We start from the raw sequence: 22,824 nt of genomic DNA, 5'->3' as shown, positions 1-22,824 counted from the left end.
GTGACGACCGACGAGGACGCCCGAGGGACGGCCGACGGCCGGGAGCTCGCCCCTGTCCCGCCGCCCCGCTCACCGGCATCCGGTGAGGCCCCGTCCGCACCGGCCTCCGCTCCGCCGCCGCGGCCGCCCATGACCCGAGCCGCTCCCCCGCCGATCGCCCCGATCACGAAGCCGTCGCGCCTCACCCGCGCGGCCCGGGCGATCTGGGCGCTGAGCGCACTCGCCGGTGCTGTGGCGCTCGTGGTCACCTTCCTGCGCCGCACCGATCAGTTCGGGCGGGTGCAGACGATGATCGAGGAGATGGAGCTCGGCTACGACGCCGAGACCGTCGACACCGCCGCCACCATCGCGTTCTGGAGCGTGTTCGGCCTGTTCGCCGTGCTGCTGATCGTCGAGCTCCTGCTGCGAGGGGCCGCGGAGCGGCGAGCGGCCGGGCGATGGTTCCTGCTGTTCCTCCTCGCGGTGCACGCCGCCGCCGCCGCCCTGCTGATCCCCTTCATCGCGCTCGGCGCCGAAGGCACGTCGACGAGGCTCCTCGTCGTCACCCAGCTGGCGCTCGCGGCGATCGCGCTGGTGGTCACCACGGTGGCCTCCACCGTCAGTCGGCGGCGACGACCAGAGCGGGCCCAGGGGCAGGAGCGGACGACGCGATGATCGCCTCGCAGCTGCGCGACACGATGCGGCACACCTCGACGGTGAGCCGATCGGACAGCGGGTTCTCCGCGCGACGTCGCCAGCGGGCGAGCGCAGCGGTCGCGGCCTCCGTGATCTCCTGCTCGGACGCGCCCTCGCGCAGCCCCAGCCGCTGGTAGGGCACGACCCCCGACCCGCCGACGAGCCTCTCGGCGTCCGCCCTCGCCTCGTCCGGCAGGGGCGCCGCTCCGGTCCGCAGCGCCGCCAGGAGCCGCAGCTCGGTCAGCTCATGCGCGCTCGAGGTGATCCGCTCGATCTCAGCGGTGAGCTCCCCCGCTTCGGGAACCGGACGCTCCCGGAGGAGGGCCTCCACGCCGAGCACAGCGGTGCGCGCCTTCAGCTGCTCGGCCCGGGCGGAGAACTGGTCCGCGAGGATCCGGAGCAGCGGGTCGAGGCCGCTCCGCCGGGCCAGCTCCCGCGCGAGCGGCGTCGGCTCGGTGATCCCGTTCCGCAGCAGCACCGAGGCCAGCCGGATCCCGAAGAGGCCGAACCGCTCGAGCACGGCCCGCCGCAGCTCCGGCGCGGCACGGAGCCCCTCGACCGGGCGCACGAAGCGGTCCGCCGACACGAGGAGCCGCTCGCGCTCGTCCCGGTCGAGCGCGGCGATCTCCGCGAGCGCGGCGTACTCGGCCTGGCGGAGGGTCCGCGCGCCCTGCGCGAGCAGCCCGGCCACCGGGACCACGTCCAGCGCGAGCGAGCGGAGGCCCTCGTCGTGCCGGTACCGCTCCGCCACCGTCCGAGCGGAGACGAGGGCGTCGATGCGGCCGGAGCCGACCTCGTCCGCCCGAGAGAGGACGGCGATCGCGTTCACGGTGCCCGACCGCCCGGCCTCCACGTCCCGGAAGGACTCGAGGAACCGCAGGTCGGTCGCATGGAGATGCCGGAGCAGGTAGACGATGGCGTCGGCCTCCGACGGCGCGTCCTCCGGCGTGAGGAACGTCACGGACCGCGCGGACACCTCCTGCGACAGGGATCCGATCCCCGGGGTGTCGATGAGCGTCAGGTTCCGCAGCCCGGCTGCCGGCCAGTCAACGATGAGATGCCGGACCTCCTCGACCGGCACCCCGGCGAGGTCCAGCACCAGCCGGCCCTCCCGGCGCCGAACCGGGAGACCGCGCGGCTCGCCCTCCCGCGCGATCAGGGTCACCCGCGGGTTCAGCCCGTAGCGGTACCAGGTGACGACGCGCGTCGACTCGCCCGCGTCGGTGGGAGCGATCTCCTCCCCGATGATCGCGTTGATCAGCGTCGACTTGCCGGCCTTCACCATCCCGGCGACCGCGACCCGGAGGGGCTCGTGCAGCCGCCGCCGGTGACCCTCGAGGCGCGCGACCGCGACGGGGTCCCCCGCGTAGACCTGGAGCGCCCGGTCGAGGAGGCGGTCGGCGGACAGGCGCGTGGCGCGGCTCACGCCGTCCTCGCGAGCGCGGGCGGCTCGACCGGGACCTGCGAGCGCAGCCCCTCCACCTTCTTCAGCTCGGCGCGCAGCTCCCGCACCCGCTTCTCCCGCTCCGCGGCGTAGAGGCTCGCGGCCTTCTGCGAGGCGAGCACGGACGCGGTGAGCGACCGGTGGTGCTCGTCCGCGATCGCCGTGAAGTGGTCCCGGATCGAACGCTGCACGAGCCTCAGCCGGTCCCGCAGCTGCTTGCCGACCTGGAAGATCACCTCGTCGAGCTGCTTGTGGATCAGGGACTTCGCCTCCGACTGCCGCTTCCTCAGCCGGGCGTCCTTGTCGTCGCGGTACGCCTTGCGGCCGATCAGCACGCCGGCGGCGAGGGAGAACGGGTTGATGAGGCTCATGCCGACGAGGGTCGTGACGAGCCCCACCATGAGAACGCCGCCGTACGACCCCTTCGCTCCGATCAGGAGCTTCTGCATGGGCCCGAGATGGCCCGGATCGAGCTCGGGCAGCGCCGGGACGGCCTCCAGCCCGCTCTCTGGACCGGACCGCGGCAGCGCGGGCAGAGCGACCTCGGCCTCGCTGAAGTGCTCCGCCACCTGCTCGGACAGCCAGCGCGCCCGCTCGTCGGTCCAGACGAAGGTGTCGGAGGCCGCGGCGGTGACGCGCTGCTCCAGCCACTCCATCAGCTGGTCCCAGACCGGTCCCGGGTCGCCGGAGTCGATCGCCTCGTCCACGTCGCGCTGGATGTTGCGGACGCGGTCCCGCAGGTCGTGCTCCATGTCGGCGATCAGGTCGCTGATGCCGTCGTTGAGGGTGAGCTGCCAGCGGGAGGTGCGACGCCGCAGCTCGTCCGTGCGCTCCTTCGCCGCCTCCAGCTCGGCGACCACCTGCGGGGTCCGCTCCGGGTTCAGCAGGGCGCTGAGCTCGGCCTGCAGGGCGAGGCCCAGGTGCTCGGTGACCGACACCAGGTCGTGGGCCACCGCCCGCCGCTGCACGGCCTCCGCCTGAGCGAGCACCTGCGTGCGCAGATAGGACACCAGCGCGGGGAATCCGGACTCCTCGTTGAGCTCCTTGTCGTTCAGGCGGGCCGCCTGCGTGCGCAGCTCGGACGAGACCGGGAAGAGCGGGATCCCGGGGAGCACCCGGTCCAGGTGGCCGCGGTCCAGCTCCGCGATCTGCCGCCACGCGGGGTACAGATCGGTCTTGGTCAGGACGGCGGCGACCGTCGGGCAGACCCGCAGCGCCTGCTTGAGGAACTGGATCTCCGGCTCGGTGTACTCCTGCGACGCGTCGGAGACGAGGAGCATCGCATCCGCCGACGGGAGCGCCGACAGCGTCGTGAGCGAGTGAGCCGAGTCGAGCCCGCCCACCCCCGGGGAGTCGACGATGGTGAGCCCGCCCGAGAGGATCTTGCGCGGGAGCGTGACCTCCGCCGCGACGATGCCCCGCTGGTTGCCGGGATTGCCGCGCTCGGAGACCTCGTCGGCGAGGCGCTCGAGCTCGACGGGGCGGCGCTCGAGCACCGGCTCGCCGTCGGTCCCGTCCTCGACGGGGACCACGACCACCGCGCCGGCCGGGTCCCCGTAGCTCACCAGGGTGGGGACGCTCGTGGCGATGTCGTCGTCCACCGGACAGACCGGCAGCCCGACGAGGGCGTTGATGAGCCGGCTCTTGCCCTGCTTGAACTCGCCCACCACGATGACCCGGATGCTGGGCTCACCGAGCCGCTCGCGCGTCTGCTCCAGCCGCTTCCGCAGATCGCTGCGCCCCGCCTCGTCGGCGAGGGCGATGCCCTGTGTGACCAGATCCGCCAAACGCACGCACGGCCTCCTTCGGCTCGGGTACCTCATCATGCACAGACGAAGGCCGAGCAGGAAGTGGGTGCTTCCTGCTCGACCTGTCTCGCGGGGCGAGCCGTCGGGTCCGGCTCGCCCCGCCGTGGGTGGCGGCCGGGTCTAGTAGGCGTGGTCCTCGGGGGCCTCGACGTCGACGTCGATCTCGTTGTCGGCGACGACGATGGAGTCCTCGATGTTCGTGAACTCGGCGTCGATGTCCTCGACGGCGACGTTCGTCGAGTTGTCGTTGAACGAGTCCTCGAGCGCCACGTCGACGTCGGTGTTGGTCTCGTTGAACGAGTCGTCGATCGCGACGTCGAGCTCGGTGTTCGTCTCCGTCTGGTTGAACGAGTCGTCGATCGCCACGTCGGTCTCGGTCTGGTTGAACGAGTCGTCGATGTCGACGTCCACGTCGGTGTGCGTCGAGTTGTCGGAGTTGTCGTTGAACGAGTCGGTCGCGTTGCCCGAGTCGTTGATCGAGTTGTCCGTGTTCCCCGAGTCGTTGACGGAGTTGTCGGAGTTGTCCGAGTTGTCGTTGTACGAGTCGTTGATCGAGTTGTCGGAGTTGTCCGAGTTGTCCGAGTTGTCGTTGAACGAGTCGGTGGCGTTCAGCGAGTCCTCGAGCGACACGTCGATCGAGTTGTCCGTCGAGTGGTCGTCGTTGAACGAGTCGTCGATGTCGACATCCGTGTTGCCGACGTTGAAGTCCTCGCCCACCGTGATGGTGGTCGTGTTCGTCGTCGAGTGGTCCTGGGAGTTGTCGACCGCGGCGTCGTCACCGGCGGCGGCGGAGCCGTCACCGGAGGCGACGATCGCCTCGTTGTCGAAGATCTGCTCGACGTCGCCGAGGGCCCAGATGTTCTGGTTGACGGACTGGTCCGTGATGGTGTCGCGGTCGTCCACGCTCGTGTACGAGAAGTTGTTGACCACGTGCGTCAGCTGCGCGGCGGCCGGCGTCACGGACGCGGCGGCGCCGGCATCGGCGACGGACGGCGCCGGGGAGTGGCCGCCTCCGTAGTTGTGGCCGCCGCCACCGCCGTAGTGGGCGTCACCGCCACCGACCACGTTGCCGCCGGTCTCGAACACCCGGTCGCCGATGCGGGCGACGGGGGCGAAGTCGACGACCACCGGGACGACCGCGTCGACGTCGTCGATGGTGATGTCCCCGAGGCCGTGCTCGTGCAGCACACCCTCCGGGTCCTTCAGGAACTCCTCCGCGGCCTTCGGATCCTTGAGCAGGTTGAGCAGGAACTCGAGCAGCAGCTGGGTTACGGACATTGGGTACTCCCTGGGGTCGATTCGGGTGATCGTGGTGTTTCCGGGTGGTGAGGATCCCTCGGGCGGGGCGATGGGGTGGTGCTCGGGTCGTGCTCGTTGTCATCGCGTCCGTCGGGATCGGACGGCTTCACCGTAGGGCGGCCGTTCGGGGGGCGGCATCCGCGCTCATCCCCCTACTCGGGCGGCCCTCGATGGGGATTCGGTGCCCCGGCGGGTTAGGGGGACCCGGGATGCCGGCCCCGCCGCGGCACGCCCTTCCGCCGCTCGCGCTCAACAGGCGGAATCGCGGCCAGCAGGCAGAAACGGCCCTGTTTTGCCTGCTCAACTGCCGAAATGCCTGTTGAGCGCAAGGGAACGGCAGCCACCGGAACCCGGGTCGGCGACAGGGTCCGGGGTCGCCGGCGGAGGCCCAGTGTCCCCCCGGCCACGGCTGCGGGGTCCGGGGACCCCGGATCAGTCGGAGGGGGTGTCCTCGGTGTCCAGCAGGAGGCGGAGGCGCGTCAGCAGCTCCGAGCGGCTGGTCGCGTCGAGCCGCTGACGGATCCGGGCCACGTGGTGCTCGACCGTCCGCGGCGAGATGAAGATCGCCTCGCCGATCTCGCGGTAGTTCTTGCCGTCGAGCACGAGCCGCGCGATCTCACGCTCGCGCGGGCTCAGCGTGGCCGAGCCGGACGCCGACTCCGTGCGGGCGCGCGAGGACCCGGCGGTGTCGATCGGGCCGGTCGCGGCCGATACGCCCGGATGCAGCTCGCGGGCGAGCGCGAGGAGGCGCGTCATGTCCCGCCGCTCCTCCGACCGTGCGGCGGCGTGACCGGCGAGCCGGGACCCGTCCCACCGCAGCCCGATGGCGGCGAGGCCCCGCGCGGCCGACTCGACGGAAGCCGGTTCGAAGCGGTCGGCGAGCACCGACACCCAGGCCTTGCCGGCGGCGGCGAGCACGGCCGCCGGACGGCTGTGCGCGGCGGCCCGGACGAGGGCGGCGGCGTGCGGGGCGAGATCGCCCGGGCTCTCGGCGAGGATCGCCGCCTGCACACCGGACCAGTGGAGGGGCACGGACCACAGCGGCGGGTCCCCGAGCCTGCGCAGCAGCGCCCACGCGCCGTCGAGGTGTCCCTCGAGGCGGGAGGAGTCGCGGAGCCGCGCCGCCGCGACCACGAGCTCGCCGAGCGGGAGGAGTGAGAACAGGTCGACGGGCAGGTGCAGGACCGTCTCGCGCGCGTGCTGCCAGGCGCGCACGAGCGCGGTGAGGTCGTCCGTCCTGCGCCCGAGGCCGACCTCCAGCGCGCGCAGGAGCAGCTCGTCGCGGGGACGGATGCCGGATGCCGTCGCATCGGCGATGGCCTCTCCGGCCAGGTCGGGCCGGTCGGACTGCATCGCGATCCACGCCCGCAGCAGCAGGAGGCGGGGTCGGGCCACGTCGCCGCCCTGCCGCCCGTTCAGCGCCGCCTCGACGACCGACTCGGCCGCCTTCAGCTCACCCCCGCAGAGCGCGACGAGGGCCGCCACCACGGCGGGCACCTCGGGAAGCGGCTCGGTGTGACCGGATGCGGTCATCATGTCGGAGGCGCGGACCAGGCTGGGCAGGGCGTCCTGAGCCGAGGCCGTGAGGGAGGCCCGCAGGCCCTGCTCGAGGAGGGCCGCTGCGGCGGAGTGCAGGGACGGCGAAGCCGGCGCCGCCGTCGAGGCGGGCGCGGGCTCCCCCGCGCCGATCGTCGCCACGGCGGCCAGCGGCGCGGAGGAGCCCAGTCGCTCCTGACCCAGCCACCGGTACGTCTCGGCGGCGCGGGTCAGCATCCCGCGCTCGGCCCACAGGGCGGCCGCGGTGTTCACGGCTCGGATCGCGTCCGGCGGGTCCTCGCTCTCGATCAGCTCCTCGAGGAGGCGCCAGGCGGCGTCGCTGTGCCCCGACGCCCACTCCGCCTGGGCGAGGCGGGCGGCGAGTGACCGCTCGTCGGCTCCGGCATCCAGGGCCTCGCGGTAGAGCACGGCGGCGACGGCCGGCTGGGTGGGCAGCAGGTGATCCGCGGAGTGCTCGAGTGCGCTCGCCACGCGCCGGTCGCGCAGGCCGGCGCGCGCGAGCCTGCCGGCGAGACGGTCGAGCTCCCGGCCCTCGTCGGCGTACGCCTCGACGAGCGCCTTCTGCAGCATCCGGACCCGGTACGCCGGAGTGTTGTCGAGCAGCGCGTCGCGCACCACCGGCGCGAGCTCGCCGTCGGCGAGGAGCAGGCCGTCGTGCCGGGCACGGGTCACCAGCTCGTCCACCCGGTCCGCCAACTCCGCAAGGGTGGGTGGGAGTGGCCCGGACAGGTCGAAGCCGACGGCGAGCGCGACGAGGAGCTCGTGCACCGTCGGTTCGACGCCCTCGAGCTCGTACCCGAGCTGGTCGAGGAGCTCGTGCGGCACGGCCAGGGCGCGACCGGGGGGACGGGGCACGGCCGCGAGCAGACGTGAGACGAGCCAGGGCTGCCCACCGGTCAGGCGGCGGATCTCGTCGACCGCCGCCGTCGTGGGCGCCTCCCCCCAGACCTGCGCGGCGGAGGCCGAGATCTCGCGGCTCGAGAGCGCGCCCAGGACGACCGGCACGTGGTGGTGGTCCAGGGCGGCGGCGAGCCGTCTCAGCCCAGTGCGCTCCGGCCAGAGTCGGTAGGCCACGACGAGGTCGAGCTCCGGGCGCGCGACGGCCGAGTGGAGGTCGCGGAGGGCGTCGTCCGCGAGGAGGTGCGCGTCGTCGACGAGGAGCGCGGCGCGGCCGGCCCTGCCCGGCAGCGCCGACGGATGCGAGGCGATCGGCAGGCCGGCGCCCGAGTACCGGTCCGCCAAGCGGTCGAGGAGCGTGCTCTTGCCGGTGCCTCCCGGTCCCGTGATCCCGGCGACCAGCCGCCGCTCGGGACTTCCGGCCGCCTCCGCGAGCAGCGAGGCCGCGGCAGTGCCGGGGACGGGATTGAGGAGCCCCGCCCTCGATCGTGCTGACCGCACGCGCGGTCAGCCTTCGGTGGCGGGCGCCGGCTCCCCCGCAGCGTTCCCGTCGACCGGATCCGTCGGCGGTTCCTCCACCGGGGGCTCCTCGGCCGGGGGCTCCTCCACCGGGGGCTCCTCCACCGGGGGCTCCTCCACCGGGGGCTCCTCCACCGGCGGCTCCTCCACCGGGGGCTCCTCCACCGGCGGCTCCTCCACCGGCGGCTCCTCCACCGGCGGCTCCTCCACCGGCGGCTCCTCCACCGGCGGCTCCTCCACCGGCGGCTCCTCGGCAGGCGGCTGCTGCTGCGGTGGCGTCTGCGTTACCGGGGTCGTGCCGGTGGCGGGGCGGGTCGGGGCTGCGCCGGAGGTGCCGCTCGAGGCCGGAGCCGCTCCGGCGGTGCTGGTGGTCGTGCCCGATCCGCCGCCCTGCCGGGGCGCCGGGCGCGAGGAGGCGTTCGGGGCGATCGAGTTCGCCCGGGTGTTCGGCGAGGTGAAGAGGTCGGGAGTCGGATCCCCCGCGTCCACCGGCGCAGCGGCCGGCGCCTGGGCCTCCGGCGCGGCGGCCGCCGGGGCCTGCGTCTCGGCCGCCGGATCCTCGGCCGTGTCGGCCGCGGCGCTCTCGGCCGCGGCGATCCCCGTGCTCGTGGCCGTCTGCGAGGGCGGAGTGAGGAAGACCAGCAGCGCGGCCACGGCGGCGGCGCCGAGGATCAGGATGCGGCCCCGCGTCGCGCGACTCGGCAGCGTGATGGCGGGGGCGAAGCGCGGCGCGGCGGCGGACGGCTCGGACTCGAGCGCGGGAACCGCGCGGAGAGCCGCGGGGGCCGGGGCTGGCGCGAGCTGCGCCGCGGCGAAGGCGGTCGCGCCGAGGGCGATCGCCGCCTTCGGGTCGACGTCGATGGCCACCGGCCGTCCCAGCTCGGAGGAGATGAGCTCGGCGACCAGCGGGACACGGGAGGAGCCACCCACGAGGAGGACGGTGGCGAGGCCGTCCACGCCGACCTCGGCGTTCTCGGCGGCCGTCCGAAGCGCGGCGATCGTCTCCTCCACCCGGTCCTCGATGAGGGCCTCGAACTCGGAGCGCAGCAGCCGCACCTGTGTGGTGAGGCCGGGCAGCAGCACGGGAACCGTCGCCTCCGAGTCGAAGGAGAGAGCCTCCTTGGCCTCGACGCACTCGCGACGGAGCCGGGTGAGGGCGACGGCCGTCTCGTGGTCCTCGGGATCGAGGTCGCCGGTGCGGTCGCCGATCGACTCGAGCACGTGGCGGAAGACGGCGTCGTCGAAGTCCCGCCCGCCGAGCTCCTCGAGCCCCTCGGGGCGTCCGAGCAGGGTGAACCGGCCGTCGTCCTTGGTGCGGAGGACGGCCACGTCGAAGGTTCCGCCCCCGAGGTCGTAGACGGCGATCGCGGCGCCGGGCTCGACACGCTCCTGGCTCGCGTAGTGCCGGGCCGCGGCGACGGGCTCCTGGATCAGGTTCACCCCGGGAAGCCCCGCCCGCTCGAGCGCGGCCTGCACGAGACCGGTCTTGTAGCTTCCCCAGCCGACGGGATGCGCGAGCGCGACGAGGCTCGGCATCTCCCCCTCGAGCTCGGCGGCGCGCGCCACCACCCAGACCGCCATGGCGGCCAGCAGGTCCTCGGCGCGCACCTGGGCGGTCCCGGCGACGATGGGGATGGAATCGCCGATCCGCCGCTTGAACTCCCGCACCATGCGGTCCGGCTGCCCGAGCCCACGTCGCTCGGCGGCCTCGCCGACGAGCATCGGACCGTCATCGGGCAGGAACACGACGGACGGCACGGCGTCATGCCGCGAGCCGAGCCTCAGCGGCTGCGGACCGGTCTCCGTTCCGAGCCGGAGGATCGCGGCGGCCGTATAGCTCGTGCCGACGTCGAGACCGAGGACATACGCCATTGTGACCCCTCAGAGGCGGTCGTCGGGCCGACCGCGACGGCGGCAACTGTAACACCGCAAGGTGTGAAGGGTCAGGGGGGCGTACGCCCCACGGACAGACGCCCCTCCGCTCGTATCGTCGGGCGGTCAGCGGATGCCGTGGAGCTGCAGCCAGAGCTCGAGCACGGCGACCTGCCAGAGCTCGCTGCCCTTGCTGCCCGGAAGGACGTCGCGGGGGTGCTCGACGAGCTCGTCGATGTACTCCGGACGGAACAGCCCGCGGGCGCGAGCCTCGGGAGCGGTGACGGCGTCACGGGCCAGCTCGAGGACGGGACCCTCCAGCTGCGCGAGCAGCGGGACGGGGAAGTACCCCTTCGGGCGGTCGATGAGAGGGGCGGGGAGCACTGCCCGCGCCACGTCCTTCAGAATCCCCTTCCCGCCCTGGTCCGCCTTGAGCTCGGGCGGACAGGCGGCGGCCAGCTCCACCAGGTCCTGGTCCAGGAAGGGCACCCTGGCTTCAAGGCCCCAGGCCGTCGTCATGCTGTCGACCCGCTTCACCGGATCGTCGATCATCAGCAGGTGCGTGTCCGCCCTGAGCACGGCGTCGAGCGCCGACGCGGCACCGGGACGGTCGATCGCGTCCGCCAGCAGCTCCCCGGTGACGTCCGACTCGAGCAGCCGCGAGGGCATGAGCGCTCGCGCCAGGTCCCCCGGTGAGCGATCGGCGAACGCGTCGGCGAAGACGGGAAGAGCCTGCTCCCTCTCCACAGTCGCAGCGGGCTGGTGGTAGCGGTACCCCGCGAACACCTCGTCGGCGCCCTGGCCCGACTGGACCACGCGGACGTGCTCGGACACGACGCGGGACAGCAGGAAGAACGCCGCGACGTCGTGGCTGCTCATCGGCTCCGTCATCGCCCGCACGGCGTCGGGCAGAGCCGGGAGCAGCTCCTCGGGCGGGATCGGGAGCCGGTGGTGGTGGGTGCCGTACGCGTCGGCCACCTGGTCCGAGTACTCGAACTCGTCGCCGCCCGGGCCGGAGAAGCCGGTGCTGAAGGTCTGCAGGTCCTGCACCCCCTCCTCGGCCAGGAGCGCGACGAGCAGGCTCGAGTCGAGCCCGCCGGACAGCAGGACCCCGACCGGGACGTCGGCCACGAGGCGACGCCGCACGGCGGTCCGCAGCGCGTCCCGGACCGCCTCGCGCCAGTCCTCGCGCGTCCAGTCGGCGTGCCGCGGGTCCCGCTCGTAGGAGGGCGACCAGTAGACGTGCTCGCGCTGCCGTCCGTCGGCCTCCAGCACTCGCACCGTGGCCGCGGGCAGCTTGCGGACCCCTCGCAGCAGGGTCGTCGGCGCGGGGACGATGGAGTGGAGGGTGAGGTAGTGCGCGACCGCCGCCGCATCGAGTTCCGTGTCGACGTCACCTGCGGCCAGCAGGGCCGGCAGGGTCGATGCGAAGCGCAGCCGGCCCCGGCTCTGGGCCAGGTAGAGCGGCTTGATGCCCAGGCGGTCGCGCGCCAGCACCACGCGCCGCGCGGCGATGTCCACCAGCACGATGGCGAACATGCCCACGAGGTGGTGGACGAAGTCCTCGCCCCAGCGGTGGTACGCCTTGAGCACGACGTCCGTGTCGCTCTGGGAGGTGAAGCGGTAGTGGGGCTCGAGCTCCCGGCGCAGCTCCCGGTGGTTGTAGATGCAGCCGTTGAAGACGAGGGCGAGGCCGAGGTCCTCGTCGACCATCGGCTGAGCGCCTCCGTCGGAGAGATCGATCACCTTCAAGCGCCGATGACCGAGGGCGACCCAGCCGCCGTCCCAGCTGCCCCCGCTGTCCGGGCCCCGTGGCTCGAGCACGGCGCTCATCCGCTCGACAGCGTCCGGATCGGCTCGTCCGCTGGAGAAGGTGATCTCGCCGGCGATCCCGCACACCGGGGCCTCCCTCCCGCGCCCCCGGTGGGGCGCGAACTTCAGGTAACGCCCCGGTGAACAGCGATGTCTGCCCCCTTGCGCCGGGGAGCAGGCCGCCCTATGACCGCATCAGATCCGGGGGAAGCCGGAGATGATGCGCACGAAGTCCGCGAGGAACGCGTCGCGATCCGCGTCCAGGACGACGAGGGTGTCCGGTGCAGGAGTGATGCGCCAGCTGACGGGGAGCCCGCTCGCGGTGCGCATCAGGTGAGCGCGGACGGCGAAGCCGTCGCTCGTGATGTTGACCGGCCCCCGCTCCGACTCGGTGATCCACCGCGGCTCGAGCAGCAGCGCCGCCGCGAGGCCGTCGTGGGCGGGCGAGACCCGCCGTCCCCACGCGCCCTGATAGAAGTCCATGTACGCCTCGAGGATCTGCGCGGAGAACGTGCCCCACTCGGTCCCCGCCCGGTGCAGCGCCTGGACGGCCTGCTCGTCGACGATCGTGTCCGCGGTCACGTTGACCCCGACCATCACGAGCTCGCGGCGGGGCGCCGCGAAGACCCTCCCGGCCGCGATCGGGTCGTTCTGGATGTTCGCATCGATCATCTGCGAGACCCCGAGCGGCGGGAAGGGGCCCGAGCCGCCCATGATGACCACCGACCGGAAGAGCGTCAGCAGGTTGGGCTCGATCTCGAGCGCGATGCCGATGTTCGTCAGCGGGCCGATGGGGAGCAGGTCGTAGAAGCCGGGCTTCGAGCGCGCCATCTCCACGATGAGCTCCGCCGAGCTCAGGGGGGACAGGTTCCTGGGGCTGATCGGGTCCTTCCAGATGTCCCCGAGCCCGTCGTTGCCGTGGACGTGCCACGCGATGCTCGGCTCGCCCTCGATCGGACCCGCGGCTCCGCGTGCGACGACGACGTCCTCGAGCCCCGCGAGCTGCTGCACCCGGGCGATGTTCGTGAGCGCGTTGTCGACCGACGTGTTGCCGTAGACGCTCGTGATCGCCGCCACCTCCGCGTCCGGCCTGCCGGCGAGGTAGAGCAGGGCGAGGGCGTCGTCGATGCCGGTGTCGGTGTCGACGATGATGTGGCGGGTCGCGGGGGCGGCGTCGGTCATGGATCCCTCGGAGTCGGAGGCGGTCAGGAAGCGGTCACGAGGCGGCGGGTCGCTTCGCGCCGAAGCGGACGCGGGTGGCGACCAGCACGAGCAGGGTGATGGCGTAGGGGGCGGCGTCCGTGAGCTGCTGCGGGGCGCCGAGCCCCTGCAGCCGGAAGCCGAACGCCTCCGCGGCGCCGAAGCCGAGGCACGCCACGGGGAGCCACAGCGGCCGGGCGGCGACGAGCATGACGGCGGCGACCGCGATCCAGCCCCGCCCGGCGGTCATGTTCTCGGTGAACACGGTCACGTTGCCGAGGGCGAGCTGGGCTCCCGCGATGCCGCAGAGCGCGCCCCCGACGACCGTGGTCCAGGTCTGCGCGGAGGCGACGTTCACTCCGAGGCTGGCCGACGCCTCTGGATGCTCGCCGACGCCCCGCAGCCGGAGTCCGCCGGGTGTGCTGCGCAGCCACAGTCCCGCCGCGATGCACAGCACGAACGCGAGCGGCACGAGGAGGGTCTGCCCTCCGAAGAGAGGGCCGATCACCGGGATGTCGCGCAGGGCGGTCATGTCGGGCAGCCCCTGCAGGCCCTGCGGGGCGAAGGTGCCGGACACGTCGAAGAGGATCCGGAGCAGGAATCCGGTGAGCCCGATCGCGAAGAGGTTCGTGCCGATCGCGATGATGATCGGGTCCGCCTTGAACCGGGCGGCTCCGACGGCGAGGACGAGCGAGAAGGCCGCGGTGGTGACGATCGCGATCAGGACTCCGAGCCACGGGTTGCCCGTGAAGTGGCTGCCGGCCACCGCGGCGAAGGCGCCCCACAGCATCTGCCCCTCGAGCGCGATGTTGAAGACGCCGACCCGCTCCGACAGGGCGCCCGCGAGGGCGGCGTAGAGCACGGGGGTGGTCGCGAGGAGGACGGCGGCGACGAAGCTGAGCTCGAAGATCTGCATCAGTGCTCGCTCCTCCCCGTGCGCCGGGCGTCGAGCACGGTCCGCAGCGCGAGCACGACGATGACGACGCCCTGGAGCAGCTCGGACAGCTGCCGTGGCACGTCCGCGGACCGCTCCATGGCGGCGCCGCCGACCTGCAGCACCGCGAACAGCACCGCGGTGACCGGGATCAGCGCGGGACGCCCGCCGGCGAGGAGGGCGGCGGCCAGCCCGGCGAAGGTGTAGCCGGGCGAGAGGAGCGCGCCGTCGATGAGCCGGTAGGGCGAGGACAGCACGATCACGGCGCCGACGATCCCGGCGGCCGCCCCGGCGGCGGTCATCGCGCCGAGCGCCAGCCGGCGGACGACGATGCCGCCGTACGAGCCGAAGCGCCGGTTCGCCCCGATCACTCGAAGCTCGAATCCGACCGCGGTGCGGGAGTCGACGATCCAGAAGACGACCATCATCGCGATGATGATGAGCAGGCCGACGTTGCTGTACCGGAGGTCGCCGAGCGCCCACATCCGGGCGTCCTCCGGCAGCTGCGCGGTCTGCGCGACGCCCGATCCGGCTTCGGCGAGCGGGTAGCGGATGAGGAAGGACACGACGGCGACGGCGACGGGGGCGAGCAGCAGCGTGCTGATGATGATCGGGATGTTGAAGCGCGTGGCGAGAGGCGCCGACAGCGCCCCGAAGGCCCCGGCCAGCACCACGGCCGCGAGCAGCGCGAGGGGCACCGCGAGCGGTCCGGGCACGGCCGCCGCGACGACGTAGGCGGCGAGGCCGCCGAGGACCAGCTGGCCGTTGCCGCCCAGGTTGAACTCGCCCATCCGGAGCGGGATGGCCGCGGCCAGCGCCATCCCGCAGATGAAGCCCCAGACCGAGAACGTGTAGTCGAGGCTCCGCGGGTCGAGCGCGCCCTCCAGCACCGCGGCGTACGCGACGACGGGGTCGAGGCCGGCGGCGGCGATGATCCCGGCGCCGATCAGGAGCGCGAGGAGCACGGCCGCGATCGGGACGATCGCGGGATGGCGCGCGGCGGCGCCCAGCAGGCGGCGCACGACGGCGGAGCGCGGCTCGATCTCGGGCTCGTGGGGAGGGGCGACGGTCACGGGACCGGCTCCTGCGGTCTGCCCTGCCCGGCTCCCGCCATGGCCGCGCCGATGCGCTCGGTCGTCGCCTCGGCGCGCGGGTACTCGGCGACGATCCGCCCGGCGAACATCACGAGGACACGGTCCGCGAGGGCCTGCAGCTCGGCGATCTCGTGCGAGACGAGCAGCACCGCGCCGCCGTCCCGGCGGTAGTCGAGCAGGCGCTGGTGGATGGACTCGATGGCCCCGATGTCGACGCCCTGGGTCGGCTGCTCGACGACGAGCACGGGTGCCCGGTGGGACAGCTCGCGGGCGACGACGACCTTCTGCGCGTTGCCGCCGGACAGCGCGCCGACCGGCAGCCGCTCGCCGGACGTGCGCACGTCGTAGTCGGCGATCAGCCGTCGGGCCTGGTCGCGCTGGGCACGCAGCGACATCCAGCCGCGACGCCAGCCATTCGCGGCGCCGATCGGCGGTGTGCGGTGGTGCCCGAGGGCCAGGTTCTCGGCCGTGCTCATCGTGACGGCGGTCCCCTCGCCGCGCCGGTCCTCCGGCACGACGGCGAGACCCCGCGCGCGGCGGCCGCGCACGTCGAGGGACGTGACGTCCGTGCCGAGGATGCGGATCGCCCCTGAGGCGGCGCGCTGGGTGCCGAGGATGGCGGCGACCACCTCGTGCTGCCCGTTCCCGGAGACTCCGGCGACGCCGACGATCTCCCCGCGCCGGACGGCCAGCGACACGTCGCGCGCCCGGTCGACGCCACGGTCGGTCACGGTGAGTCCGGACACCTCGAGCGCGACCTCTCCCGGCTCGCCGGTGCCGGCGTTGCCGACAGGGCGGACCTCGCGGCCGGTCATCGCCTGCACGAGCGCGTCGCTCGTCGCGTCGGCGGTCGTGAACCGGCCTGTCACGCGCCCGTCCCGCAGCACCGTGACCTCGTCGCTGATCGCGAGGACCTCGTGGATCTTGTGCGTCACGATCACGACGGTGGACCCCTCGCCGGCCGCCCTCCGGAGGACCGCGAACAGCGAGTCGACCTCGTCGGGGGTGAGCACCGCCGTCGGCTCGTCGAGGATGAGGATCTCGGCGTCCCGGTGCAGCGCCTTGAGAATCTCGACCCGCTGCCGGGCGCCGGCGGAGAGCCGACCGACCACCGCATCCGAGTCCGTCTCGAGCCCGTAGCGCTCGCTCAGCTCCCGGACCCGCGCGGCCGCGGCACGCCGATCGAGGACGCCTCGGCGCCGCGGCTCGGCCCCGTACACGACGTTCTCGGCGACGGTCATGCTGTCGAAGAGCCGGAAGTGCTGGTGCACCATCCCGAGGCCCGCGGCGATCGCGTCGAGCGGACCACGGAAGGAGCGCGGCTCGCCCTTCACGACGATCTCCCCCGAGTCCGGCCGGACGAGGCCGAACAGGATCGACATGAGCGTCGACTTGCCCGCGCCGTTCTCGCCCATCACGGCATGGATGGTGCCGCGGTGCAGCACGAGGTCGACGCCGTCGTTCGCGACGACGGCGTCGAACCTCTTGCTGATGCCTCTCAGCTCGACGGCGGCGGACCTCATCCGGCGGTCAGCGGATCCTCGACCTCGAGCTCCCCCGACACGATCTGGTCACGGACCGCGGAGACCTGCTCGATCACCTCGGGGTAGTCGGCGATGAGGCACTGGGAGTCCTCGACGCCCTCCTCGAGTCCGGTGAGGCCGACGCCGCCCTCCTTGAGGCCGTACGCGGTGAGGCCGCCCGTGTTGCCGTCGAGGACCTCTCCGACCCCCTCGAGGAGCGCGACGTCCACGCGCTTGATGGCGTTGTCGACGACGTTCCCGGGCGAGTCGAGGCACTGGTTGGTGTCGACGCCGAACGCCTTGAAGCCCGCCTCGGCGGCCGCCTCGAACACGCCGGTGTTGCCCCCGGACGCCGCCGCCTGGATGTACTGGGCGCCGCCCTCGGCGAGGATCAGGGCCTGCGCCTTGGCGCGGGCCTGGTCGCCGAACGGGTTGTCGCCGCCGACGTACTGGACGGCGGTCGCGACCCCGGGGTTGACGCTCTGGGCGCCGGCGAAGAAGGGGTCGATCCAGCGGTGGATGAAGGGGGTGTCGAGCGCCGCGACGACACCGACGCCTCCCGCCTCGGCCAGGAGGCCCGCCTCGACGCCCGTGAGGTAGGTCGCCTCGTACTCCTTGAACACGGCGGAGGTGACGTTCTCGATCTCCTCCTCGGGCGAGGTGTCGACGAGCAGGAACTGCTGGTCGGGGTTGTCCTGAGCGGCCTGGGTGAACTGGTCGAGCACGCTGAAGCTCACGCCGATGATGATGTCGGGCTGCTCGCGGAGCGCCGCGTCGATGTTCTGCTGGATGCTCGTCGGGTCCTCGCTCTCGTACACGTCGACCGAGGCGCTGTACTCCTCGCCCGCCTGCTCGAGGCCCTCGACGGCGAGCTGGAGGAAGTTGTTCGAGCCGATCGGCGTCGGCGTGATGAGGATGAGCGACGCCTCGTCGCCGCCTCCCGAGCCGGCGCCGCCGCCCTCGTCCGAGCCTCCGGAGCCGGCGCAGCCGGCGACCGTGGCGAGCAGACCGGCGGTCACGGCGGCGATCCCGGCCCTGCGCGCGAGTGAAGTCATGAGTGTTCCCCTTGCGGAAGTTCTGCTGTGGAGTGGCGGGACGCTCTGACAGGCACACGCCGCCGCGGCCAGGTTAACCCGGTGGTCCTGCGGCACACCGACGAGGGTGTCACAATCCGACACGCTGACGCGCGCCGCCGGCGCCCCCGCCCGCGAGGGATGCCCCGGCCGGTGCCCCGCACCTACGGTGGTGGTGTCGGATCCAGCGAGGAGGCATCGGGTGGCGAGCGTCAGCATCATCGGGACGGGGAAGATCGGTTCGGCCCTGGCAGGGGTCGCCCAGCGGGCGGGGGCCGAGGTGCAGCTCATCGCCCACAGCCCGGACCGGAAGGCGAGCGCGCCGGCCGGGATCCCCGTCGGCGTCGTCGGCGACGACCTCACGGGCGACATCGTCATCCTCGCCGTGCCCTATGCCGGCGTCGACAACGTCCTCACCGTGTACTCGACCCGGCTCGTCGGCAAGGTCGTCGTGGATGTCACGAACCCCGTCGACCTCAGCTCGCTGGATCGCCTCGTCGTGCCCCCGGACTCCTCGGCGGCCGCGCAGATCGCGGCGAAGGTGCCCGACGCCAAGGTGGTCAAGGCGTTCAACACGACGTTCGCCGCGACGCTCGAGAGCGGCAGGACGGGCGACGCTCCCACGACCGTCCTCGTGGCGGGCGACGATCCGGACGCGAAGTCGGCGGTGCTGGAGCTCGCCCGGGGCGCCGGCCTTCGCGCCGTCGACGTCGGCTCCCTCAAGCGCGCTCGCGAGCTCGAATCGCTCGGCTTCCTCGAGATCGCGCTCGCGGTCACCGAGAAGACGTCCTGGGCGGGGGGCTTCGCGCTCACGCGCTGAGAGGCGACGGGGCGGTCCCGGAGCACCGTGCGAGTCCTCGGGCAGGGGCGGACGGGTCAGCGGATCGCCTGGGGGTGATGGCGCGCGAGGAGGAACACCCCGACGATCGCCGCCGCCCCGCTCGCCGACTGGACGGCGACCGCCCATCCCGGCGTCGTCGCCGTCTCGCCCAGGACGAGCACGCCGAGACTGACCGCGACGAGGGGGTCGAGGATCGTGAGGCCGGCCACGATGAGGTCGACCGGGCCCGACGTGTAGGCGCTCTGCACGAAGTAGACGCTCGTCGCGGCGACCGCGACCAGGGCGACCGCGCCCGTCACCGTCAGCCATCCCAGCTCCCCCACGGACACGCGCGTGACGACGGTCTTCGCCAGCGTCACGACGAAGCCCGAGAGGATGCCCGCCGCGAGGACGTTGACCGTCGCCGGGAACCGGCGGCGGAGAACCGCCACGGCGAGCGCGACCAGGAGGGCGGCGACCGCGAGCACCGTGAGGATCTGACCCAGATCCGAGTCGGACACGACGCTGTTGCGCGCCGTCAGCGCTCCCACCGCGACGAACGTGCCGATCCCCGCGACGCAGAGTGCGATGGCGCCGAGCGACGCCGTCGTGATCGTGTACGCGTGCGCGGCCGCGTTGAGGAGCGCCGTCGTGACGAGGGCGATGACGCCGAGCGGCTGGACCACGATCAGCGGCGCGAGCCGGAGGCTCAACAGGTTGAGCAGCATCGCGACACCGGTGAGCAGCACTCCCCCCACCCAGCGGCCGCTCTGCGGCAGCCGCACGATGTGACGCAGCGAGAGCGCCCCCCGGCGGGCGTCGCCGTCGTCCGCCCGGACCCCGGCCAAGCCCCGGTGCTGCAGCTGGGCGCCCACGGCGAGCAGCATCGCGCCGATCACCGCGGTGAGGACCCCGAGCGCGGAGGTGCCGAGGTCCATCCGGTTCCCTTCCTCGCTCGCGGTCGCCCCTCCACTATGCCGCGACCGTTACGTCCGCTCGTCCCGCCCGCCGGTCAGGCGCCGAGCATCCCGCGGAGCGTCCACGCGTTCCGGACGGCGTTGCCCCCGCCGTCGTTGTTGAAGTAGACGAACACCTCTTTGCCCGCCCCGTGCCATCCGCGGATCCGGTCGGCCCACCATCCGAGGTCCTCGTCGGAGTAGGACCCGCCGTACAGGTGGTCGTGGTCCGGCCCGTGCAGGCGGACGTAGACGGTCGACGAGGTCGCGCGCATGATGCACGGAAGCCCTGCTCCGCTCATGACGCAGTAGGCCGCCCCGTGGCGCTCGAGCAGGGCGAACACGTCGTCGACGTGCCAGCTCGGGTGACGGAGCTCGACGGCGACGGTCATCCAGCGCGGAAGCTGCCCGAGGAAGTAGTCGAGACGCGCGTCGTCCCGCTCGAAGGAGGGCGGCAGCTGCACCAGGAGCACGGCGCGCTTGTCCCCCAGCTCATGCCAGCACTCGGCGATGCGCCGGACCCACGTCTCCGGTGCGTACAGCCGCTTGGCGTGCGTCAGACCGCGGGGCGCCTTCACCGACAGCAGGAACCCCGGCGGGAGGCGCCGGCGCCAGCTCGCGAAGGACGCGGTGCGGGGCCATCGGTAGTAGCTGGAGTTCAGCTCGACCGTGCGGAAATGCCTCAGGTAGTGGCCGAGGCGGTCCCAGGAGGAGGTTCCGGGCGGGTACAGGACGTCCTCCCAGTGGGCGTAGCTCCAACCCGAGGTGCCGATGTGCACACCCTCCACGAGACTCCTTCCGTCCCCACCGGATCGAGACCGGCGCGCTTCCGTCCCTGCTCAGCGCCGCATTTACGGCGCGATCAGAGTCGGGTCCCCTGTCCCCCGAGAACGCATGACCCACGCGTCCGGGATCGACAGTCGGCCGAAGAGGCGACTTGCCCGTACCCCTATTGCTCATAGTTTGCTGTCCGTTATTGTCGCTTGGCCCCCCTCCGAACCCGGTGCGGGGACGACGCGGTCCGGTTCCGTCCGGCTCACACCTGTCCGGGCGAACCCCTACCTGGAGGTGCACTGTGCAACCAATTCCACGGAGAGCGCTCGGAACGGTGCTCGCGAGCGCCACGGCCCTGGCGCTCACCGTCGTCGCTGCCGCTCCGGCGAGTGCTGACGATCATGAGAACGTTCCCGGAGAGCCGACGCTGACTCTTCCCCTCAACGACAGCGAGGCGGGCGGAACGTACGACCAGGACTTCACGAGGGCCTACGCCGGGGCGACCCCCGACGGCACCCCGGTGTACGTCTACGTCCCGGTCGGCACCCCGCTCGACGGCACCGCGCCGTCCGGTGTGCCGAGTCTGGACCCGGCATTCGACCCGACGCCGGGCGACGAGTTCGTGCCGTGCTCCACGCACCAGGCGGCCGAGTACACCCTGACCCAGGCGCAGATCAACTACCTCGGCGACGAGCTCGCCAGCCAGGTCGTCGCTGTCGACGAAGAGCACTTCGGCCCCATGAATGCGGCCGACCCGGACGAGCCCGCGAGCGACTCGCTCGTGATGGTCGTCTACAACGTGCAGGACACGAACTACTACGACTGCGAGGAGACCACCTACACCGCGGGGTACTTCGCTCCGGAGTTCATCGACTCCTCCGGCATGAACGTGATCGTCATCGACGCGTTCGACTGGGCGAACCGTGTCGGGCCCGCCGACTCCCCGTGGAACGACGGCGACCCGGAGAACGACCAGCCGACCCTCTACGAGGGCGTCGTCGCGCACGAGCTCGAGCACCTGCTGCACAACTACAGCGACCCGGGCGAGCTCTCCTGGGTGGACGAGGGCCTCGCGGACTTCGCGGTCTTCCTCAACGGCTACGACGTCGGCGGCTCGCACCTGACCTACCACCAGGTGTTCTACGCGGAGACGTCCCTCACGAGATGGGGCGGGGGCCTCGAGAACTACGGCGCCTCGTACACCTTCTTCCAGTACCTGTGGGAGCAGGCGGGCGGCAACGGCGACGGCACGTACACGCCCGACCTCCAGTACGACGGCGCGGGTGGCGACCTCCTGATCAAGCTGATCTTCGAGAACCAGGCCGACGGCATGGAGGGCGTCCAGGCGGCGATCGACGAGTTCAACGCCCAGACCGGTGCCGGTCTCCGCAGCGTCGACGTGCTGTTCCAGGACTGGGCCGTCGCGGTCTACCTGGACGACGAGGAGTCGGAGCGCTTCGACATCAAGGCCGTCGACTTCGGCGACCCGGCCTCCACGAGCTGGACGATCGACATCGCGGACGACGAGTTCTGGGACGGCCGCGGCAGCAACCGCGGCGCGCAGCCGGCGTCCAAGTGGGCGAAGCGCGACAACGCGCAGACCCCGGTCGCGCTGCCCTACGGCCTTCAGGTCGAGCGCTTCCGCAACCCCGGCCCGAACGTGACCATCGCGCTCGACGGCGAGGACACCACGAGCGTCGCTCCGCACACCGGCGAGACCCACTGGTACGCGGGCTACGAGAGCCAGGCGGACAACATCCTGGACGTCGACGTGACCGGCGAGGTCACCTCGCTCGACTTCTGGACCTGGCACTTCATCGAGGAGGGCTGGGACTACGGATTCGTGGAGGCGCTCGTCGACGGCGAGTGGGTCACGGTCCCGGTGGTCGACGACTCGGGCGCCGTGGTTACGACGAACGACGACCCGCACGGCAACAACACCGAGGGCAACGGCATCACCGGCACCTCCGGCGGCGAGTACTTCGTCGACGAGCCGGTGTACGTCCACTACACGGCCCAGCTGCCGGAGGGCGCGACCGACGTCCGCTTCCGCTACTCGACCGACGCGGCGTACCTCGACACCGGCTGGTTCGTGGACGACGTCCGGGTCAACGGGGCGGACGCGGTCCTGAGCTCGGCGGACGGCTCGTGGTTCGAGACGACCGGTGCGCAGGACAACAACTGGACGCTGCAGGTGGTCGCCTCGTGCGACCTCACCCCGGGCGTGCAGTCGCCGTTCGAGATCACCGACGAGGCGGGCAACTACGTGTACCGCCTCGAGGGTGACGCCATCTCCCAGAGCGGCTTCAACACGAAGTGCGCGAACGGGCAGAACAGGGACTTCGCGACGCTGGTCTCGAACCTCCCGACCGGTGACCTGACGTTCCTCGACGCGGGCTACAACCTCACCGTGACCAACACGGGCAGCGGCAGGCGGTAGCTCCACACCCAGCGACGGCGGCGGCGGGCCTCCCGGTCCCCGCCGCCGTTGCCGTTCCCGGATCCCCTCGAAGTGCCACTCGGTGCGGTCAAACCCGCGGAATGGGCGCACCACGTGGCACTTCGAC

General features: G+C 72.4%; 16 protein-coding genes. 3 read left to right on the top strand and 13 right to left on the bottom strand.

Going from position 1 to position 22,824, the window contains the following annotated elements; genetic code table 11:
• On the top strand, positions 1-654 hold the full coding sequence (locus J3P30_RS11790; protein ID WP_210481207.1) for a hypothetical protein: 654 nt from the start codon (positions 1-3) through the stop codon (positions 652-654).
• Here the strand turns inward: J3P30_RS11790 and J3P30_RS11785 are convergent.
• The 11 genes from J3P30_RS11785 to J3P30_RS11735 form a co-directional block, all read right to left on the bottom strand.
• The gene (locus tag J3P30_RS11785; protein WP_210481206.1) at positions 599-2,101 is read right to left on the bottom strand and encodes a dynamin family protein; all 1,503 of its coding nucleotides are present in this window, start codon (positions 2,099-2,101) and stop codon (positions 599-601) included. The two genes, J3P30_RS11790 and J3P30_RS11785, sit on opposite strands and share 56 nt — an antisense overlap.
• Positions 2,098-3,912 carry a dynamin family protein gene (locus tag J3P30_RS11780; RefSeq protein ID WP_307807486.1) on the bottom strand — a complete coding sequence of 605 codons (1,815 nt, stop codon included), beginning with the start codon at positions 3,910-3,912 and terminating at the stop codon, positions 2,098-2,100. Before J3P30_RS11780 ends, J3P30_RS11785 begins: the two co-directional genes overlap by 4 nt.
• A 135-nt stretch (positions 3,913-4,047) precedes the next feature.
• Positions 4,048-5,205 (bottom strand): IniB N-terminal domain-containing protein, encoded by a 1,158-nt coding sequence (locus J3P30_RS11775; protein WP_210481204.1) that lies wholly within the window; start codon positions 5,203-5,205, stop codon positions 4,048-4,050.
• 453 nt (positions 5,206-5,658) lie between these two features.
• On the bottom strand, positions 5,659-5,982 hold the full coding sequence (locus tag J3P30_RS15720) for a helix-turn-helix transcriptional regulator (RefSeq protein WP_246853319.1): 324 nt from the start codon (positions 5,980-5,982) through the stop codon (positions 5,659-5,661).
• A 2,205-nt stretch (positions 5,983-8,187) separates the two neighbouring features.
• A complete protein-coding gene (locus J3P30_RS11765) occupies positions 8,188-10,071 on the bottom strand; it encodes an Hsp70 family protein (RefSeq protein WP_210481202.1) in 1,884 nt (627 codons plus the stop codon).
• Between the two features lie 126 nt (positions 10,072-10,197).
• Positions 10,198-11,970 (bottom strand): N-acetylglutaminylglutamine amidotransferase, encoded by a 1,773-nt coding sequence (locus J3P30_RS11760; protein ID WP_210481201.1) that lies wholly within the window; start codon positions 11,968-11,970, stop codon positions 10,198-10,200.
• Positions 11,971-12,078: 108 nt separating this feature from the next.
• Entirely contained in the window at positions 12,079-13,065 is a 987-nt protein-coding gene (locus J3P30_RS11755; protein ID WP_210481200.1) for a nucleoside hydrolase, read from the bottom strand.
• A gap of 34 nt (positions 13,066-13,099) precedes the next feature.
• On the bottom strand, positions 13,100-13,999 hold the full coding sequence (locus J3P30_RS11750; protein WP_210481199.1) for an ABC transporter permease: 900 nt from the start codon (positions 13,997-13,999) through the stop codon (positions 13,100-13,102).
• Positions 13,999-15,090, bottom strand: a complete 1,092-nt coding sequence (locus tag J3P30_RS11745) for an ABC transporter permease (RefSeq protein WP_210481198.1) — start codon at positions 15,088-15,090, stop codon at positions 13,999-14,001. Before J3P30_RS11745 ends, J3P30_RS11750 begins: the two co-directional genes overlap by 1 nt.
• Positions 15,087-16,634, bottom strand: coding sequence for an ABC transporter ATP-binding protein (locus J3P30_RS11740; RefSeq protein ID WP_210481197.1), 1,548 nt, complete (start codon positions 16,632-16,634; stop codon positions 15,087-15,089). The genes J3P30_RS11745 and J3P30_RS11740 overlap by 4 nt, the downstream gene beginning before the upstream one ends.
• Positions 16,631-17,689 carry a BMP family ABC transporter substrate-binding protein gene (locus tag J3P30_RS11735; protein ID WP_210481196.1) on the bottom strand — a complete coding sequence of 353 codons (1,059 nt, stop codon included), beginning with the start codon at positions 17,687-17,689 and terminating at the stop codon, positions 16,631-16,633. The genes J3P30_RS11740 and J3P30_RS11735 overlap by 4 nt, the downstream gene beginning before the upstream one ends.
• Before the next feature lie 220 nt (positions 17,690-17,909).
• Between J3P30_RS11735 and J3P30_RS11730 the strand changes: the two genes are divergently transcribed.
• Positions 17,910-18,527: an NADPH-dependent F420 reductase gene (locus tag J3P30_RS11730; RefSeq protein WP_210481195.1), complete on the top strand. Its 618-nt coding sequence runs from the start codon at positions 17,910-17,912 to the stop codon at positions 18,525-18,527.
• A 56-nt stretch (positions 18,528-18,583) separates the two neighbouring features.
• Here the strand turns inward: J3P30_RS11730 and J3P30_RS11725 are convergent, their stop codons facing one another.
• Together J3P30_RS11725 and J3P30_RS11720 are read right to left on the bottom strand one after the other, a co-directional pair.
• The gene (locus tag J3P30_RS11725; RefSeq protein ID WP_210481194.1) at positions 18,584-19,465 is read right to left on the bottom strand and encodes a DMT family transporter; all 882 of its coding nucleotides are present in this window, start codon (positions 19,463-19,465) and stop codon (positions 18,584-18,586) included.
• Positions 19,466-19,539: 74 nt separating this feature from the next.
• The gene (locus J3P30_RS11720; RefSeq protein ID WP_210481193.1) at positions 19,540-20,271 is read right to left on the bottom strand and encodes a DUF72 domain-containing protein; all 732 of its coding nucleotides are present in this window, start codon (positions 20,269-20,271) and stop codon (positions 19,540-19,542) included.
• A gap of 320 nt (positions 20,272-20,591) precedes the next feature.
• Here J3P30_RS11720 and J3P30_RS11715 point away from each other — a divergent pair, with 320 nt between their 5' ends.
• On the top strand, positions 20,592-22,697 hold the full coding sequence (locus tag J3P30_RS11715; RefSeq protein ID WP_210481192.1) for a hypothetical protein: 2,106 nt from the start codon (positions 20,592-20,594) through the stop codon (positions 22,695-22,697).
• Positions 22,698-22,824 lie beyond the last annotated feature (127 nt).

It is taken from the genome of Naasia sp. SYSU D00948, assembly GCF_017916515.1.
Classification (GTDB): domain Bacteria; phylum Actinomycetota; class Actinomycetes; order Actinomycetales; family Microbacteriaceae; genus Naasia.
This window is presented reverse-complemented; position numbering and strand designations above follow the sequence as displayed.